Here is a 14,834-nt window from a genome sequence, read left to right on the forward strand (position 1 = left end):
CCCATGAAGTTCGACAAACCCGCCGGCACCAATCCGATCGACCAGCTCAAGGTGATCGGCAAGCCGCACGACCGCATCGATGGCCCGCGCAAGACCAGCGGCACCGCGCCTTATGCCTATGAGCATCACGACGCCGTCCCCAACCAGGCCTATGGCCAGATCGTCGGATCGGCGATCGCCAAGGGCCGGATCGCCTCGATCGACCTGAGCGAGGCCAAGGCCGCGCCGGGCGTGCTCGCGATCGTCACCGCCGAAAATGCCGGCAAGCTGGGCAAGGGTGACAACAACACCGCCAAGCTGCTCGGTGGACCCGAGATCGACCATTATCACCAGGCGGTCGCGGTCGTCGTCGCCGAGACGTTCGAGCAGGCGCGCGCCGCCGCGGCACTGGTGCGAGTGGAATATACGCGCGGCAAGGGTCGCTTCGACCTGGCGACCGAGCTCAAATCGGCGCCGCTCAAGGGCGACGACGAGAATGAGCCGGTCGACAAGGTCGGCGACTTCGAAGGCGCGTTCCAGCGCGCTGCGGTGAAGCTCGATGCGACCTACTCCACGCCCGACCAGACGCATGCGATGATGGAGCCGCACGCGACCATTGCAGCGTGGGAAGGCGACCAACTGACGTTGTGGACGTCGAACCAGATGATCGCCTGGGGCGTCGGCGACGTCGCGTTGACGCTCGGCATCCCCAAGGAGAAGGTCAGGCTGATCTCGCCTTATATCGGCGGCGGATTTGGCGGGAAGCTGTTCGTCCGCGCCGATGCGGTGCTGGCGGCGCTGGGCGCGAAGGCGGCCGGCCGTCCGGTCAAGCTCGCGCTCGCGCGGCCGATGATCGCCAACAACACCACCCATCGCCCGGCGACCATCCAGCGCATCCGGATCGGCGCGGGTACCGATGGCAGGATCAGCGCAATCGCGCATGAGAGCGGATCGGGGGATCTGCCCGACGGCGGGCCGGAGACCGCGGTGGCGCAGACCAAGTTGCTGTATGCGGGCGCCAACCGGCTGACTTCGATGCGGCTGGCAGTGCTCGATTTGCCCGAGGGCAATGCGATGCGCGCGCCCGGCGAGGCGCCGGGCATGATGGCGCTCGAAGTGGCGATGGACGAGATGGCCGAGAAGCTCGGCATGGATCCGGTCGAGTTCCGCATCGTCAACGATACTCAGGTCGATCCCGAGAAGCCCGACCGCCCCTTCTCGCAGCGCAACATGATCCAATGCCTGCGCACCGGCGCGGATCGCTTCGGCTGGAGCAAGCGCAGCGCCAGGCCGGCGCAGCGCCGCGACGGCAAATGGCTGGTCGGCATGGGCATGGCGGTCGGCTTCCGCAACAATCTGTTGATGAAGTCGGCGGCGCGGGTGCGGCTGGATGCCAAGGGCATCGTCACGGTCGAGACCGACATGACCGACATCGGCACCGGCAGCTATACGATCCTCGCCCAGACCGCGGCGGAGACGATGGGGCTCGATCTCGACCAGATCGTCGTGACGCTCGGCGATTCGAGCTTCCCGGCCTCGGCCGGATCGGGCGGGCAATGGGGCGCCAACAATTCGACCGCCGGCGTCTATGCGGCATGCATGAAGCTGCGCGAAGCGGTCGCGCAGAAGCTTGGTTTCAACACCGGCGAAGTCGAATTTGCCGACGGCAAGGTCCGCGCCGGCAATCGCAGCGTCAAGCTGGCGGAGGCGGCCAAGGACGGCCCGGTCATTGCCGAGGATCACATCGAATATGGCGATCTCGACAAGAAGTATCAGCAATCGACCTTTGCCGGCCACTTTGTCGAGGCTGCAGTCGACGCCTATACCGGCGAAGTCCGGATCCGGCGCATGCTGGCGGTCTGTTCGGCCGGCCGCATGCTCAATCCCAAGTCGGCGCGCAGCCAGGTGATCGGCGCGATGACGATGGGCGTCGGCGCGGCGCTGATGGAAGAGCTCGCGGTCGACAAGCGCTTCGGCTTCTTCGTCAATCACGATCTCGCCGGATATGAAGTGCCGGTCCATGCCGACATTCCGCACCAGGAAGTCATCTTCCTCGACGAGGTCGATCCGATCTCTTCGCCGATGAAGGCCAAGGGTGTCGGCGAGCTGGGCCTGTGCGGCGTAGGCGCGGCGATTGCCAACGCGATCTACAACGCCACCGGGGTGCGCGTGCGCGATTATCCGATCACCTTGGACAAGCACCTGGAACGACTGCCGGCGGTGGCCTGAGGAACCGCCGCGGCCTTGCGGTCAGCGACAGTCCGTCGTCAGATAATGGTCCAGGATCTTGCGGGCGCTCAGGATATGCTTGGCGAAGACCGTCGCGCCCGGCAGGGGATCGCCAAGCGTCGCTAGCGCCTCGCGGCTTAGCCGGTAGGAGCGGCAGGAGACCGCCGTCTCCCCCTTGAAGCCGTGATACTGGCCCTCGCATAAGCGCGCCAACCCGACCATCGTTTGCCGGAGATATTCGGCGGTGGTAAGCAAGGTACAGGTCTTCGCAAGCGCATCGATCTGCGCAGCCCTCATCGGGTCGTCGGCCTTCATGTCCATCAGCGCAACAATCTCGTCGGTCATGATGCGGAGCAGATCCTCGAAGGCGCTGTTCTTCGCCTCGAGCATCGCGTCCTCCGGAGCCGCGGCGGAAGTGGCCGCAGGGCCTCCACCGAAACACAACTCGCGCGGATCGAGGCCGATCAGGCTCTCATAGTCCACCCGCTGCCACCAGTCGCAGGCGAGCTGCTTGTTGCCGCGGCTGGCCGCGAATGCACGGTTGACCAGCGCGCGGCGGAGCGAGCCCTCGCTGAACACCCTGTTGATCGCAGTGCCGGTTTTGCCAACCCGCTGGCCGACCGAGCGGATCCCTCCCGCCTGCCACCCGGCTTCCGCAACGAGTTCGGTCGCCGCCTGAAGATAGGTCTCGCGCAGACCTGCCCAATGATCGTCGGTGTATCGCGGCATAGGACCAGTATAGTGTGGATTACACCCGTCATCCATCTCTATTCATCTCGGTGAGAAGCGCCTCCCACTCCGCGGCGAGCATGGCTCGGGTGAGATGGACGAAAGGCCCAAAGGTGCCTGCCAAGGTTCTGACCGGATAGAGAACATGGATATGCGGCTTGTGCGCCCGAGCGGCGAGCGCTGGCACATGGTGCACCATGACGGCGGCTAGATCGCGTGCGTTGAAGCTGGCGCGAACCCAGGCGCGCGCCAGTTCCCACTGACGGTGGAAGGCAAGGCCGTGGTCGAACCGAACTGTGGCGATGCCGAGCAAATAGGCCTCGAGCCAGAAGTCACGGCCACCAGGCGAGTAGCGCTCGAAGCTGGACAGCCATCCCGACAGCTCGTCGCGCATGTGGAGCATACCGTTTGGGTTGCTCGCGAGCAGCTCGCACATCGACTCTGGTGTAGCATCTTGCACCAGGAGGCGGCGGCGAACCGGATCGTCCGGGAGCTCTGCTGCGGCCGGGATGCTGGGCGTCGAACTGCCGTCCCGCGTGGCAGCTTTGACGGCCTCCTGCCACCGGTTCCGCTCGGCCTTGGCGCGCTCGGCGACTGCCTGATGCGCGACCAGCTCCAGCTTGTGTGCTTCGGCATATTCGAGCTCGATCGCGCGTAGCGGTGCCACGACGGCATCTATAGCCGGGGACTTGTTCGACGAAGGATCACCGACCAGCGCTATCCAGAGCACAGGAGGATCGCGCCACAAGGGCGCGGACTCGAATGGCTGCACTCGCCGCTTGCTGCCAATGAGCGAGGCTGCAACGGCAAGCAGGCTGCACCCGACGTAATCGACAGGGGCGCCGGTTCCCTCGGCCAGGTCCGCCACGAGCGGCCAGAGATCACCGAACACCGCTCGTGACATGGACACGGGAGCTGTGCGCCCGCCCACCAGCACAGACATGTCTGGTGTCGCCCACAGCCCTGATGAGGGCGTAAATTCAGGCGTCGCGTCGAGGCGCTCTTGAAAGGAGCCAACATGCATCACTGCCGAGCGCCCGTGAGTTCGGCGTTGAAGTCCTTGTAGCCAGGTGCCGGACGCAGGATCCTGACGCGGCGACCTGAGGCGTGGAACACCTCCGCAGCCTTTTGCGCCGCTCGCTCGCCTGACTCGTCATTGTCGGCGCCGATCACGACGGCCTCAACGATATCCGGCAGCTTCATTGCCGACAGCATCCCCGCCCCCGCGGCAACCCACACGGGTCGTCCAAGCTTCTGCAGCAGGGTAAGTCCGTCCTCCAGGCCCTCGGACACGAGCAGCGACCGCTCAGCGCATCCGAGCCGAATTGCGCCGCCGAGCACGCGGCCTAGGGAAAACTTGGCTTTGCCTCCCGGCAGCGGCGCCTTGCCGATCGGATCGGTCGCGAGGAAGGTCCGCTGAACTCCGCAGACATCACCACTGATCGTGGACACACCCGCCACCAGCGCCGGCATGGGTGCGCGACGGCCAAGCGGCAGCCGCGCGAAGCGAATGGCCTCTGGCAAGTCGATGGTGATTCCGCGGGAGCGCAGGTAAGTATCTGCCAGTGTGCCGCCCGCCGCGGCTGCCCCTGCCCACAGCGAGGCGGCTTCTTCAGCTCGGTCCTCGGGCTGCCGCCCGCTAGCTGCTGGCATGTCGGCCGCACACGGCAACTCGCCATCACCAAGCATTTGCAGGGCCTCGGGCAGCCGCACACGGTGCAGGCGCATGACGAAGTCCAGCACGTCTCCCTCTGCGCCACAGCCGAAGCACATGAATCGGCGGTCACCAGCGTAAATGGTGAAGCTGGGCGTCCGGTCGGCATGGAAGGGGCAGCACGCCTTCCACTCGCGGCCGGCACGGATTAGCTTCAGCGATGCCGCAGCGATGCTGGCCAGGGACACGCGATCGCGAATCTTGTCGCATTGTTCCCGAAGTGACGGTTCCGCCCTCGTCACGGCTGAGCGATTGCGCTGGTGCTGTCACGGACGTTCGCCGCCTCGAACTCTTCGATATCGTCCAGCCGGTAAACGACCCGACCGCCGATCTTCAGGTGACGAGGCCCCTGCCCCAGCCACCGCCAGCGCTCGAGTGTGCGCGGGCTCAGTTTCCAGCGTCGGGCCAGTTCACATTGGTGCAGGTGGGTAAGCATTTCCAAACTCCTCGCAGTGTTGAGCAATGCAGCGAGGATGGAAGCATGTTGACGTCTGAAACATGGGGGGAAAGATACCCCCTACCTTTTAAATCCCGGAGCTTTCTCGGGCGGACGGCCGCCGTACGTGAACCCATCCGGGATCTGTCCCGCCTTCCTAAGGGTATCCCAAACTTCTTCGAAGAGATTCCGGCTGATGTGATTGGAAACCGCTGATCTCAGCTCCAGGAACAGATCGTCCTTTTTCACCGGCCCAACCCTCGTTTCGAATTGCTCTCTCAGGAACACGCCGACGGCCCTTCTGAGCGTGCCAGGAGTCTCTTCAGACGCGTCAGTGCTCGCCTTGCGTGGCCGCACGGTCACATGAGCAATTTCAACAGTGCCACCCGCAACGAAGACCTCGTCGCGCCAGAAGCGACATTCCAGCACTCGCCACAGTTCAGGCTGAATGTCGGTAATTTCGTGAGTGCCCTTGGGCAGTCCCCGAGCTCGCCATTGCCCTGAGATCAGGATCTGTCTCGCCCGCAGCCAAAGCTGCTCCTCAAGCTCGCCCAATCGATCGTAGTGATGAGCGTGTGGATCCGGAGCACCCAGGATCAAGAGGCGCGGCCGCGGTGTGAGGGGTCTGAGACTCGCCAACTCGATGCGCTCCTCCGACGTCGCAACCAGATCGAGGACTTGCGAGAGGGGTACCGGATCCTGCGACGCCAAGCTCGGAATGAGCGCAGACTTTGCAGAAAGCAGCAAGTTCGAAAACTTGAAGCCGCTGCCGACTGCGGCTTGCTCGAAAATGTCGAACTCAAGCGATCGCCAAAGATTAGAGTCGATGGATATCGGATGTGCTCCGCTTTCGGGAGCGAAGCCCTCCGCCGCCCACTCCCCTGCCAAGAGCTTGTGCTTCACCGCCGAGGCAAGGCCGCTCCAGAGCTCTTCAAATCCGTCGAGACGATGAGGCGCACCCGGACCGGAGCCGGCAGCCATACTACTCACCCAGAGGTCCGTCCCGGTTACTTCACCGTAGCGGCAAAAGTCCGTCCACTGTTTCGTTGATGCCACGAAGCGGAACGACTCGGTTAGAGAAAGCCTGTAGAACATTTAGCGAACATAGCACCTCGCAACGGTTGTGCAATTCTGCGCGCTAGCCTCCTTGCGCCTCCGGCACCTTCCGCCTTGTGTGTTTTGGCTCCTATGCGAGCTGGCAGCTTCCAGGTGTCTGCGTCGGGGGATGCTTCCGTTACCGCCGCCGGGCACTCGTGGCAGCTGGCCCCGAACTGGCGGGCATTCCCATTTGCGGAGATTGTAGCGCCGGAAGCGATCCTGAAAGCAGACGGACTGCTTCCGACCCAATAGCGGTCGTTCGGCCGCGATGGCGCGACCGCGAAAAGCCGACATCACGGTGTGGCGACTGACGCCGTTGAGTATGGCGAGACCGTAATCCATCCTAGCGCCGAATAGAGGGCTTGGCCGTCTTCCGTTGCGACGAGTAGTTCCGGAACATTTGGTCGGTGCCGACCGGCATGCAGCGTCAGCATCAGGGCGTGGCCCAGCCCCTTCCGACGATGTGCAGGCTCCGTTACGATTCGGTCATAGATAAAGACGTCATGCGTCTCCACTGCATAACCACTGGCCGCGAGAACTCCTGTTTCGAAGAATATCTGTGCCTCTAGCACCGTGCCGATACGCTTCGTTTTGATCGCATACCCGTCGGGCAGCGGTCTCGCGGTTGGCGCACAGGTTGCCCGCATGAAGTAGCCTGGGGCGTAAAGCTGCCAGCCCGTCGGCAGCACCGCACGCAGTTCGTCGGCCGCCCCGCAGAGTTTCAGAAGGTAGAGCGGCTCGCTGATGGAACGGGCAAGCTCTTCGAGACCGGGTCCCATCCTGGGGAAAACCCATCGGGCAACCTCGGAATCCGAATTTGTATCGACACGAAAGCCGCCACACGCGGGGATCGGCAGAGGCAGCCCGCGCGCGATGGACCGGGCCGAAAGCCAAGCGTTCAAAATCTGCGGGTCAACGCCGTGGTTGCTCATCGTGTCTCGCGAATTGAATGGCCGCTATTCCGACATGGAAGGCACAAAGCGGTCTGGCAACAATCCACCTAGTTTCAGCCGTTCCGGCCCGACGAAGAGTGCGCTGAAAGCGGACAGGCAGGAAGCGACCCAATTGCGGTCATTGCGCTTGAAGGGCGAGGCTGCTCTACTCTTGCGATGTGGGCATTCACGAAGTCGGTACTTTTGGGCACTCTCGCCGCTGCCGCCTTACCGTCAATCTTCACCGTCACGCTAGCGATCGACTCGTTGCCGGAAGGATTGGACGGCGGGGGACGCTTGTTCCCGTCTCTCTGGTTGGCGATCTTACCTATCGTCGTTACGATCCCGATTGTGCTCGGTACTAGCGTCCTTTTCGGGCTGGCGCTTACGGTGCTGCTCAAACGAACCGAACACGAAACAGCGGCCGCATACATGATCAGCGGTGCTGTGTTGGGTTTTGCCGTTCCCTTGGTGATCCTCCTGATCATTGGCGCTCCCGAAGGCCACTGGGTTGCTTTGCTCGGGGCACTCAGCGGAGCCGTCACCGCGCACACATGGTGGCGATCGGCTCGCGAGCCGAACGGCAGCTAACCACCCAATCTCGGACGTTAGGGCGGTCGACGCGTCGCGCCAAAAGCTGCCAGTCGGCAAACGACCCAAGACACGCCGATGAGAAATTGCCAGGAACTGCTTGGAAGTAGCCATGCACAGCTATATCATTGCGGCATCGATCATGACGTACATTGCCGGAGCACCGAATGCCTTGGCCGATCCGAAGCGTGGCGCTGGCTAGCCTGGTCCTGACTAGTTGCGGTAGCCCATTGCGGGCGTCATCAATTACCACGCCGCATCCTGAGAAGGACGGCGCCATCATCGAGTATTTCGAGGAACATCCGGCAGGCAGGGGGCCGTGGCCGACCATCATCCTCCTGCACGGTCACCAAGGTCCGACGCAGCGGATCGGTGGACGGGCGTTCGTTAATTGGGGGGTACTCAGCCACCTCGCCGGGAAAGGCTATCTGGCCGTTTCAGTGTCCCTGCCCGGTTATGGCCGCTCTAGCGGCCCCGACGACTTCGCCGGCCGCTTCGCTCAGCTCGCCGTGCGAGCCGTCATGGCAAAGCTTGCAGCCGATCGTCGCTCAATCCCAGACAAAGTTCTGATTCAGGGTGTCAGTCTGGGCGCGGTGACCGGCGCCCTTGTCGCCGCCGACGATCGACAGCTCGCCGGGCTGGTCCTGATCTCGGGCCTCTACGATCTTCCGGCGTTCTTCGCGCATCCCAAATCGGCTGCAGCGTTGAGCATAAAAGCAGTTGCCGCTGCGCAGACAGGCGGGAGCTCGGAGGCGTTGCTGTCGCGTTCAGCGCTCCCGCTTGCGTCGCACATTCATGCTTCGACGCTGATCCTGAACGGGGCGAAGGACGACCGAACGGATGCGGGGCAGGCAAGACGCTTCGCCGCTGCGATCCAGGCGAATGGCGGGCGTGCCAAGGTCCATATCTACCCGGAATTCGGTCACGAGATTCCCGTCAGGGCACGCGACGCAGAGGTTGCTGCCTTCATCGACGCTACGCTCCGCCCCTAATCCGATCCGGCTTTTAACAGCAAAGAGCGGAGCAAGTGCGGCCTACCGGTTCCGACCCACTGAACGTCTGCTAACCACCCAATCTTGGACATTGAGCCTTGGCCCGCGCTGCGCTGAAAGCGGACGGTCGGCTACCGACCCAGTTCCGGCCATGCCGGCGGCGCTGGCGCACCGGGCCGCTTTCAAGTATCTTGGAATATCCGGGGAGATTGATTTTGCCACATTATTTTTTCGACACGCGCGACAACGACGTGTCGATCCGTGATGACGAAGGTATGGAGCTTCCCGACGTCCAAGCTGCGGCGAAGGCCGCCGCGCGAAGCTTGGTCGAACTTGCGCAGGAAGTGCTTCCCGGCGTCAACGAACATTGTCTCGGAGTGGACGTGCGCGACGATCAGGATCGGGACGTGCTAACCACTGAGCTGACCTATAAGGCGGTGTTTCACTCGGCTACTTCTTCGGTCGCCGAAGGGGGCACGCAATGAAACCCGATCTTCGGCTCTTCGCAGATCGTCTGACTAACCGTTCTCGTCTAAGCGAGGTCGAGGTGAGGGCGGTTCTCGATCTACCGGCTCGCATGTTGAAAGTGGCGGCGCGGAGAGATTTCGTTCGTCTGGGCGAGACCGTCGATCACGTCTCGGTCGTGGCGGAGGGTGTAGTTGCGCGTTTCGGGCAAAATTCGGAAGGGGAGCGGCAGATCAGCGCGTTCCACATCGCCGGTGATGCCCCTGACCTTCACACCGTGGTCGTCCCCAGCGACACAGTTCCGCTTCTAGCGCTTAGCGAGGCTACGATCCTAAGCATCCCGCACACGGCCCTGCGGGTAGTCGCGGCGCGTTATCCTGCTGTTGCCGAAGCGTTCTGGAGGGATTGCTCCATCGATGCGGCGATCACTGCCAACTGGGTTCTGAATGTGGGGCGGCGCGATGCCCAAACGAGGATTGCACACCTTCTGTGCGAGATGGCGGTTCGCTACAACGCCCATGTCGGCGGCGGGGAGGTGTCTTACTCCTTCCCGCTCACCCAATTGCAACTCGCCGACGCGGTCAGTATGACCTCAATCCACGTTAATAGGTCGCTCAGGGCGCTCGCGGAGCAAGGCCTCGTGACGTTCTCGGGGGGGCGCGTGCGAATTCCTGACTGGAAGCGGCTTGTTCATCGCGGAGAGTTCGAGGACGACTACCTTCAAGCTGGCTGGCAGCCGGGAAACCGCTTGCGGATAATGGACTGACACCAAAGTCGGCTTTCCACCCAAATTCGGACATTGGAGCCCTCGACGCGCCGCGCCGAAAGCCGCCGGTCGGCTACGGACCCAGTTCCGGCCATCCCGGCTATTGAATGAGCTGCGAAGGGGGCCGGCGGCAACCAAGTATCGGCCCCTTAGGATCTGGAGAGCCAGGGCGCGGCAACGCGATATTAACGCGGATAATGCGAGGCGATTTGCATGCCGTTACTCGTCCTGGCCTGCACGCTGATCGCCGTGGACGGCGACACGCTACGGTGTGGCCGAGAACTCATTCGCCTAATAGGCATCGATGCGCCTGAATTGCCGGGTCACTGTCAGACAGGTCGCGACTGCGCTCCCGGCGATCCGATTGCGTCGAAGCTGGCACTGGATGCTCTATCGCGTGGCGCGGTGGTGATTGAGCGGGACGGTCGCGACGTCTACGGTCGAACGCTTGCTCGAGTGCGGGTCAATGGGGTGGATCTATCGTGCGCCCAGCTTGCCGGCGGGCACGCAATCTACCGTCCCGATTGGGACCAGTTCGGTTTGGTCGGCAAAGACTGTGGCGTCGCGAAGCCAAACGACGCCGTCCTAGCTTCACCGCGCCCCACAAGCGGCCGTAAAGCTCGTCCAGCGTCCAAAGCTGCAGTGACCGGCTGGAGCTACCGAAATTGCGCTGAGGCTCGCCGTGCCGGCGCGGCCCCGTTGCGGCGTGGAACGCCGGGTTACGGTGTTCACATGGATGGTGACGGTGATGGCATCGCCTGCGAGCCGTTCAGGAGATAGCTTCGCTAAACCTGGCCGGTCCGCTCCCGACCCACCAGCGGCCATGCAATCACGCTCAGCGCGGGCTATGTTTGGGTTCCGACTCAACATGGGAGCAAAGTATGCCCGCTCAGAAGATCACCGTAGCAGCTGAGGTACCCCTTTCGCCGGAGGAGGCATGGCGGGTTCACACCGATCCAAGCGAGATCACTCGGTGGAACTTCGCCAACGATCAATGGCACTGTCCGTCGGCGACGACCGACCTTCAGGTCGGTGGGCTGCACAAGGCGCGGATGGAAGCGAAAGACGGAAGCTTTGGCTTCGACTTCGAGGGCACGTACACTGAAGTTGACGCGCCCCGCGCCTTAACGGTCCTGCTCGGCGATGGGCGGCATAGCCGGACGACCTTTCAGCCGTCCGCTACCGGGACCCTCGTCGAGACCACGTTCGACGCCGAGACGGACAATTCCGTCGAGATGCAGCAGCAGGGTTGGCAAGCCATCCTGTCTAACTATGGGAAGCGGGCGGAAGAGGTGGCAGGGAGCTAAGGTCGTTGCCCACCGTCAACCACAAGCGCACGCTCGCGAACGGCAGAACGCACTGTAATCGGACGGTCGGCTAACCACCCATTTGCGGACATCGGGATGGGCGAAAGCGCTGACTGAGAGCGGACGGACAGGAATCGACCCAATAGCGGACCCTAACCGCGAAGTTATCCAGCGGTCAGTGCGATAGCTTGAAGCTTCGCGCCGGGAATTAGGCTGCATCCTGCCCGCACGGCGCCGCTCGCCGACTGGTGCGACCCGGTGGGGATACGGAAGAAGACCGATTGCTGGGCGAACATAGGCAATCCGCGTGGGCTTACCGGCGCGGCGTTGAACTGCTTCCGAGACGCGTCTGAAACTTGGTTGGCAGCCATGAGGATCGGACGCCCTCCGCCTCTTAACCCAGCGACCGTCAACTGCTCCAGCCGGTTCCGATCCATTTTCGACAAGTCGAAGGTGTAGGTACCATGGACTCGACCGGCTGAGATTGGCATCTTTTCAGCTTGCCGGGCGAACCGACCGGAGCACTGCTCAATCGTTTCAGGGCCACGGTCGCAACTGACCGCCAAGCACGCCGTGAGCGCCAGGGCGGCGACTTTCCGAAATTGCAGCGTAGGCGCTCTGCCTAACCAAGCGGTACCAATGAACGGCGCGACGCGACGCATGCGTTCAAGACGGGCCATCCGGCGGTCTAAACTAGCGTCGGCGGTATCCACGCGTCATACTCCAAACTGTATTGCCATCATAAAACACCTCGGTGTTTTAAGTGCAACGCTGAATCTCGCTCCCTCAGAGCTGCCGGACTGCTGTCCACCCAATCTCTGCCACCCCTTCGCCGATCCGTGGAACCCGAGGCCGCCGGTCGACTGACGATTCAGTTGCGGACATGCGGTTGCGTCGTAGAACAAACGGCAAACCCCGGGTCATTATGCTCCAGTTTGCACGTGCGGCGCGGCCACAGGTTTGGACTCCGGCGATCCACGCTGCCGTAAGAAGATCTACAGGACCACGAGGACTCCGGTGGGGAGGAACTCGCTTTCCAATTCTGGAATGATTCGAACCAGAGCTGCGCATTGCCAAGATACGCAGGTCTACGCGCCCTCTTGCTTCCGCCGTGCTTACACTGTGTAGTCCCGCGATCTCCGCCCGACGCAAAAAAGCCGCCAAGTCATTGACTCAGCGGCTATATTTGGTTGCGGGGACAGGATTTGAACCTGTGACCTTCAGGTTATGAGCCTGACGAGCTACCGGACTGCTCCACCCCGCGACACGGGCCAAAGGCCCTAAAGCTAACGCCCCCGGGACCTTGCGATTCCGGAGGTGATAAGGTGACAAGATGAATGGGTTTTCCTGATTAGCGCGCACACCGGCTGCAATGCCTGGCGACGACCTACTCTTCCATCGCTTAAGCGATAGTACCATCGGCGCTGTCTGGTTTCACGTCCGAGTTCGGGATGGGATCGGGTGGGTCACAGACGCTATGGCCACCAAGCAATGAAGCCGGTGTGACGCGTTTATCAGGTTTTTCAAATCAATGCCGTGCACCGGCTAATACAAACTAAGATGATCATCCGATCAACAAGCAGCTACCAGAGCTGTCATTGATGGTGAGACTCTCAAGCGCGAATAGGACAATTAGTATCGGTTAGCTCCACATGTTACCACGCTTCCACATCCGATCTATCAAGGTCGTGGTCTCCGACCGTCCTATGAAATCTTATCTCGAGGGAGGCTTCCCGCTTAGATGCTTTCAGCGGTTATCCCGTCCATACATAGCTACCCAGCTGCGCTCTTGGCAGAACGACTGGTACACCAGAGGTATGTTCAACCCGGTCCTCTCGTACTAGGGTCAACTCCTCTCAAATTTCGACGCCCACGGCAGATAGGGACCAAACTGTCTCGCGACGTTCTGAACCCAGCTCACGTACCACTTTAATTGGCGAACAGCCAAACCCTTGGGACCTGCTCCAGCCCCAGGATGTGATGAGCCGACATCGAGGTGCCAAACAACCCCGTCGATATGAGCTCTTGGGGGTTATCAGCCTGTTATCCCCGGCGTACCTTTTATCCGTTGAGCGATGGCCCTTCCACGAGGGACCACCGGATCACTATGACCGACTTTCGTCTCTGCTCGACTTGTCAGTCTCGCAGTCAGGCTGGCTTATGCCATTGCACTCTAACAGACGGTTTCCAACCGTCCTGAGCCAACCTTCGCGCGCCTCCGTTACTCTTTAGGAGGCGACCGCCCCAGTCAAACTACCCGCCACAGAGGGTCCCTGATCCAGTTTCATGGATCGAGGTTAGACATCAGAAACAAACAGGGTGGTATTTCACATTGTGGCTCCACACGGGCTGGCGCCCATGCTTCAAAGCCTCCCACCTATTCTACACAGTTTCTTCCTAATGCCACTCTGAAGCTGCAGTAAAGGTGCACGGGGTCTTTCCGTCTAACCGCGGGTACTCCGCATCTTCACGGAGAATTCAATTTCGCTGAGCATGTCCTGGAGACAGTGGGGAAGTCGTTACGCCATTCGTGCAGGTCGGAACTTACCCGACAAGGAATTTCGCTACCTTAGGACCGTTATAGTTACGGCCGCCGTTTACCTGGGCTTCATTTCAGAGCTTGCACCCCTCCACTTAACCTTCAGGCACCGGGCAGGCGTCAGGCCCTATACGTCGTCTTGAAGCCGACTTAGCAGAGCCCTGTGTTTTTGCTAAACAGTCGCTACCCCCTGGCCTGTGCCCCCAACAAGAGCTTGCGCCTATGTTGGGCCTCCTTCTTCCGAAGGTACGGAGGCAATTTGCCGAGTTCCTTCAGGACACTTCTCTCAAGCGCCTTGGTATACTCTACCTGACCACCTGTGTCGGTTTCGGGTACGGTCTATACGGTGGGGCTATTTCCTGGGACCCCTTCGAAGCATGTCCAATCCGATAAGGACATACAACACACGGGATCCGTCACACACCACCAGGCCCACGAATATTAACGTGGTTCCCATCGACTACCCCCTTCGGGCTCGTCTTAGGGGCCGGCTCACCCTGCGCGGATTAGCCTTGCGCAGGAACCCTTGGTCTTTCGGCGAAAGGGCATCTCACCCTTTTTATCGCTACTCATGTCTGCATTCGCACTTCCGATACCTCCACCGTCGGTTACCCTTCGGCTTCGCAGGCTTACGGAACGCTCCGCTACCGCTTGATCGTAAACGATCAAACCCTAAGCTTCGGTGCACGTCTTTAGCCCCGTTACATCTTCGCCGCAGGAACCCTTAATTAGACCAGTGAGCTGTTACGCTTTCTTTAAAGGATGGCTGCTTCTAAGCCAACCTCCTGGTTGTTTTGGGATTCCCACATGCTTTCCCACTTAGACGTGACTTGGGGACCTTAGCTGTAGGTTAGGGCTGTTTCCCTTTTGACGACGGACCTTAGCACCCGCCGTCTGTCTCCCGCATAGTACTCATAGGTATTCGGAGTTTGGTTAGGTTTGGTAGATCTCGCGACCCCCTAGCCCATCCAGTGCTCTACCCCCTATGGTATTCGTGCGAGGCACTACCTCAATAGTTTTCGCGGAGAACCAGCTATTTCCCGGCTTGATTGGCCTT

General features: G+C 61.4%; 14 protein-coding genes, 1 tRNA gene and 2 rRNA genes (1 of these 17 running past the window's edge). 7 read left to right on the forward strand and 10 right to left on the reverse strand.

What is annotated here, in order from left to right:
- Positions 1 to 3 precede the first annotated feature (3 nt).
- Positions 4 to 2,208, forward strand: coding sequence for an aldehyde oxidoreductase molybdenum-binding subunit PaoC (paoC, locus tag OKW87_RS08740; RefSeq protein ID WP_265538647.1), 2,205 nt, complete (start codon positions 4 to 6; stop codon positions 2,206 to 2,208).
- A gap of 21 nt (positions 2,209 to 2,229) precedes the next feature.
- Here the strand turns inward: paoC and OKW87_RS08745 are convergent, their stop codons facing one another.
- The 6 genes from OKW87_RS08745 to OKW87_RS08770 all read right to left on the reverse strand — a co-directional run bounded on the left by OKW87_RS08745 (position 2,230) and on the right by OKW87_RS08770 (position 7,117).
- The gene (locus OKW87_RS08745) at positions 2,230 to 2,937 is read right to left on the reverse strand and encodes a hypothetical protein (RefSeq protein WP_265538648.1); all 708 of its coding nucleotides are present in this window, start codon (positions 2,935 to 2,937) and stop codon (positions 2,230 to 2,232) included.
- Between the two features lie 28 nt (positions 2,938 to 2,965).
- Positions 2,966 to 3,880, reverse strand: coding sequence for a DUF3987 domain-containing protein (locus OKW87_RS08750; RefSeq protein WP_265538650.1), 915 nt, complete (start codon positions 3,878 to 3,880; stop codon positions 2,966 to 2,968).
- Between the two features lie 80 nt (positions 3,881 to 3,960).
- Positions 3,961 to 4,893, reverse strand: a complete 933-nt coding sequence (locus OKW87_RS08755; RefSeq protein ID WP_265538652.1) for a DUF7146 domain-containing protein — start codon at positions 4,891 to 4,893, stop codon at positions 3,961 to 3,963.
- Positions 4,890 to 5,087 (reverse strand): helix-turn-helix transcriptional regulator, encoded by a 198-nt coding sequence (locus OKW87_RS08760; protein WP_265538653.1) that lies wholly within the window; start codon positions 5,085 to 5,087, stop codon positions 4,890 to 4,892. Before OKW87_RS08760 ends, OKW87_RS08755 begins: the two co-directional genes overlap by 4 nt.
- Before the next feature lie 81 nt (positions 5,088 to 5,168).
- Positions 5,169 to 6,182, reverse strand: a complete 1,014-nt coding sequence (locus OKW87_RS08765; RefSeq protein WP_265538654.1) for a hypothetical protein — start codon at positions 6,180 to 6,182, stop codon at positions 5,169 to 5,171.
- A gap of 296 nt (positions 6,183 to 6,478) precedes the next feature.
- The gene (locus OKW87_RS08770) at positions 6,479 to 7,117 is read right to left on the reverse strand and encodes a GNAT family N-acetyltransferase (protein ID WP_265538655.1); all 639 of its coding nucleotides are present in this window, start codon (positions 7,115 to 7,117) and stop codon (positions 6,479 to 6,481) included.
- Positions 7,118 to 7,294: 177 nt separating this feature from the next.
- Here OKW87_RS08770 and OKW87_RS08775 point away from each other — a divergent pair, with 177 nt between their 5' ends.
- From OKW87_RS08775 to OKW87_RS08805, 6 genes are all read left to right on the forward strand, one after another.
- Positions 7,295 to 7,708, forward strand: a complete 414-nt coding sequence (locus tag OKW87_RS08775) for a hypothetical protein (RefSeq protein ID WP_265538656.1) — start codon at positions 7,295 to 7,297, stop codon at positions 7,706 to 7,708.
- A gap of 188 nt (positions 7,709 to 7,896) precedes the next feature.
- Positions 7,897 to 8,700, forward strand: coding sequence for an alpha/beta hydrolase family protein (locus OKW87_RS08780; protein ID WP_265538658.1), 804 nt, complete (start codon positions 7,897 to 7,899; stop codon positions 8,698 to 8,700).
- Between the two features lie 98 nt (positions 8,701 to 8,798).
- A complete protein-coding gene (locus tag OKW87_RS08785; RefSeq protein WP_265538660.1) occupies positions 8,799 to 9,185 on the forward strand; it encodes a DUF6894 family protein in 387 nt (128 codons plus the stop codon).
- On the forward strand, positions 9,182 to 9,931 hold the full coding sequence (locus OKW87_RS08790) for a Crp/Fnr family transcriptional regulator (RefSeq protein WP_265538663.1): 750 nt from the start codon (positions 9,182 to 9,184) through the stop codon (positions 9,929 to 9,931). The genes OKW87_RS08785 and OKW87_RS08790 overlap by 4 nt, the downstream gene beginning before the upstream one ends.
- Positions 9,932 to 10,144: 213 nt before the next feature.
- The gene (locus OKW87_RS17465; RefSeq protein WP_322740305.1) at positions 10,145 to 10,711 is read left to right on the forward strand and encodes a thermonuclease family protein; all 567 of its coding nucleotides are present in this window, start codon (positions 10,145 to 10,147) and stop codon (positions 10,709 to 10,711) included.
- Positions 10,712 to 10,812: 101 nt separating this feature from the next.
- Positions 10,813 to 11,238 (forward strand): SRPBCC domain-containing protein, encoded by a 426-nt coding sequence (locus OKW87_RS08805; protein WP_265538665.1) that lies wholly within the window; start codon positions 10,813 to 10,815, stop codon positions 11,236 to 11,238.
- A gap of 923 nt (positions 11,239 to 12,161) precedes the next feature.
- On the opposite strand, the gene OKW87_RS17550 is transcribed toward OKW87_RS08805, so the two are convergent.
- The 4 genes from OKW87_RS17550 to OKW87_RS08820 all read right to left on the reverse strand — a co-directional run.
- Positions 12,162 to 12,233, reverse strand: coding sequence for a DUF6766 family protein (locus OKW87_RS17550; protein ID WP_322740346.1), 72 nt, complete (start codon positions 12,231 to 12,233; stop codon positions 12,162 to 12,164).
- Positions 12,234 to 12,425: 192 nt separating this feature from the next.
- Positions 12,426 to 12,502, reverse strand: a tRNA-Met gene (locus OKW87_RS08810).
- Between the two features lie 110 nt (positions 12,503 to 12,612).
- A 5S ribosomal RNA gene (gene rrf, locus OKW87_RS08815) occupies positions 12,613 to 12,727 on the reverse strand.
- A 123-nt stretch (positions 12,728 to 12,850) separates the two neighbouring features.
- Positions 12,851 to 14,834, reverse strand: a 23S ribosomal RNA gene (locus OKW87_RS08820) (it continues 815 nt past the right edge of the window).

Origin of the sequence: Sphingomonas sp. M1-B02 (genome assembly GCF_026167525.1) — a bacterium.
Taxonomy (GTDB): domain Bacteria; phylum Pseudomonadota; class Alphaproteobacteria; order Sphingomonadales; family Sphingomonadaceae; genus Sphingomonas.

Excerpts from the sequence above, each read along its gene's own strand:
- OKW87_RS08805 (WP_265538665.1), top strand. The coding sequence starts at position 10,813 with ATGCCCGCTCAGAAGATCACCGTAGCAGCTGAGGTACCCCTTTCGCCG.
- OKW87_RS08745 (WP_265538648.1), bottom strand. The coding sequence starts at position 2,937 with ATGCCGCGATACACCGACGATCATTGGGCAGGTCTGCGCGAGACCTAT.
- paoC (WP_265538647.1), top strand. The coding sequence starts at position 4 with ATGAAGTTCGACAAACCCGCCGGCACCAATCCGATCGACCAGCTCAAG.
- OKW87_RS08775 (WP_265538656.1), top strand. The coding sequence starts at position 7,295 with ATGTGGGCATTCACGAAGTCGGTACTTTTGGGCACTCTCGCCGCTGCC.
- OKW87_RS17465 (WP_322740305.1), top strand. The coding sequence starts at position 10,145 with ATGCCGTTACTCGTCCTGGCCTGCACGCTGATCGCCGTGGACGGCGAC.
- OKW87_RS08770 (WP_265538655.1), bottom strand. The coding sequence starts at position 7,117 with ATGAGCAACCACGGCGTTGACCCGCAGATTTTGAACGCTTGGCTTTCG.
- OKW87_RS08790 (WP_265538663.1), top strand. The coding sequence starts at position 9,182 with ATGAAACCCGATCTTCGGCTCTTCGCAGATCGTCTGACTAACCGTTCT.
- OKW87_RS08750 (WP_265538650.1), bottom strand. The coding sequence starts at position 3,880 with ATGTCTGTGCTGGTGGGCGGGCGCACAGCTCCCGTGTCCATGTCACGA.
- OKW87_RS08760 (WP_265538653.1), bottom strand. The coding sequence starts at position 5,087 with ATGCTTACCCACCTGCACCAATGTGAACTGGCCCGACGCTGGAAACTG.
- OKW87_RS08765 (WP_265538654.1), bottom strand. The coding sequence starts at position 6,182 with ATGTTCTACAGGCTTTCTCTAACCGAGTCGTTCCGCTTCGTGGCATCA.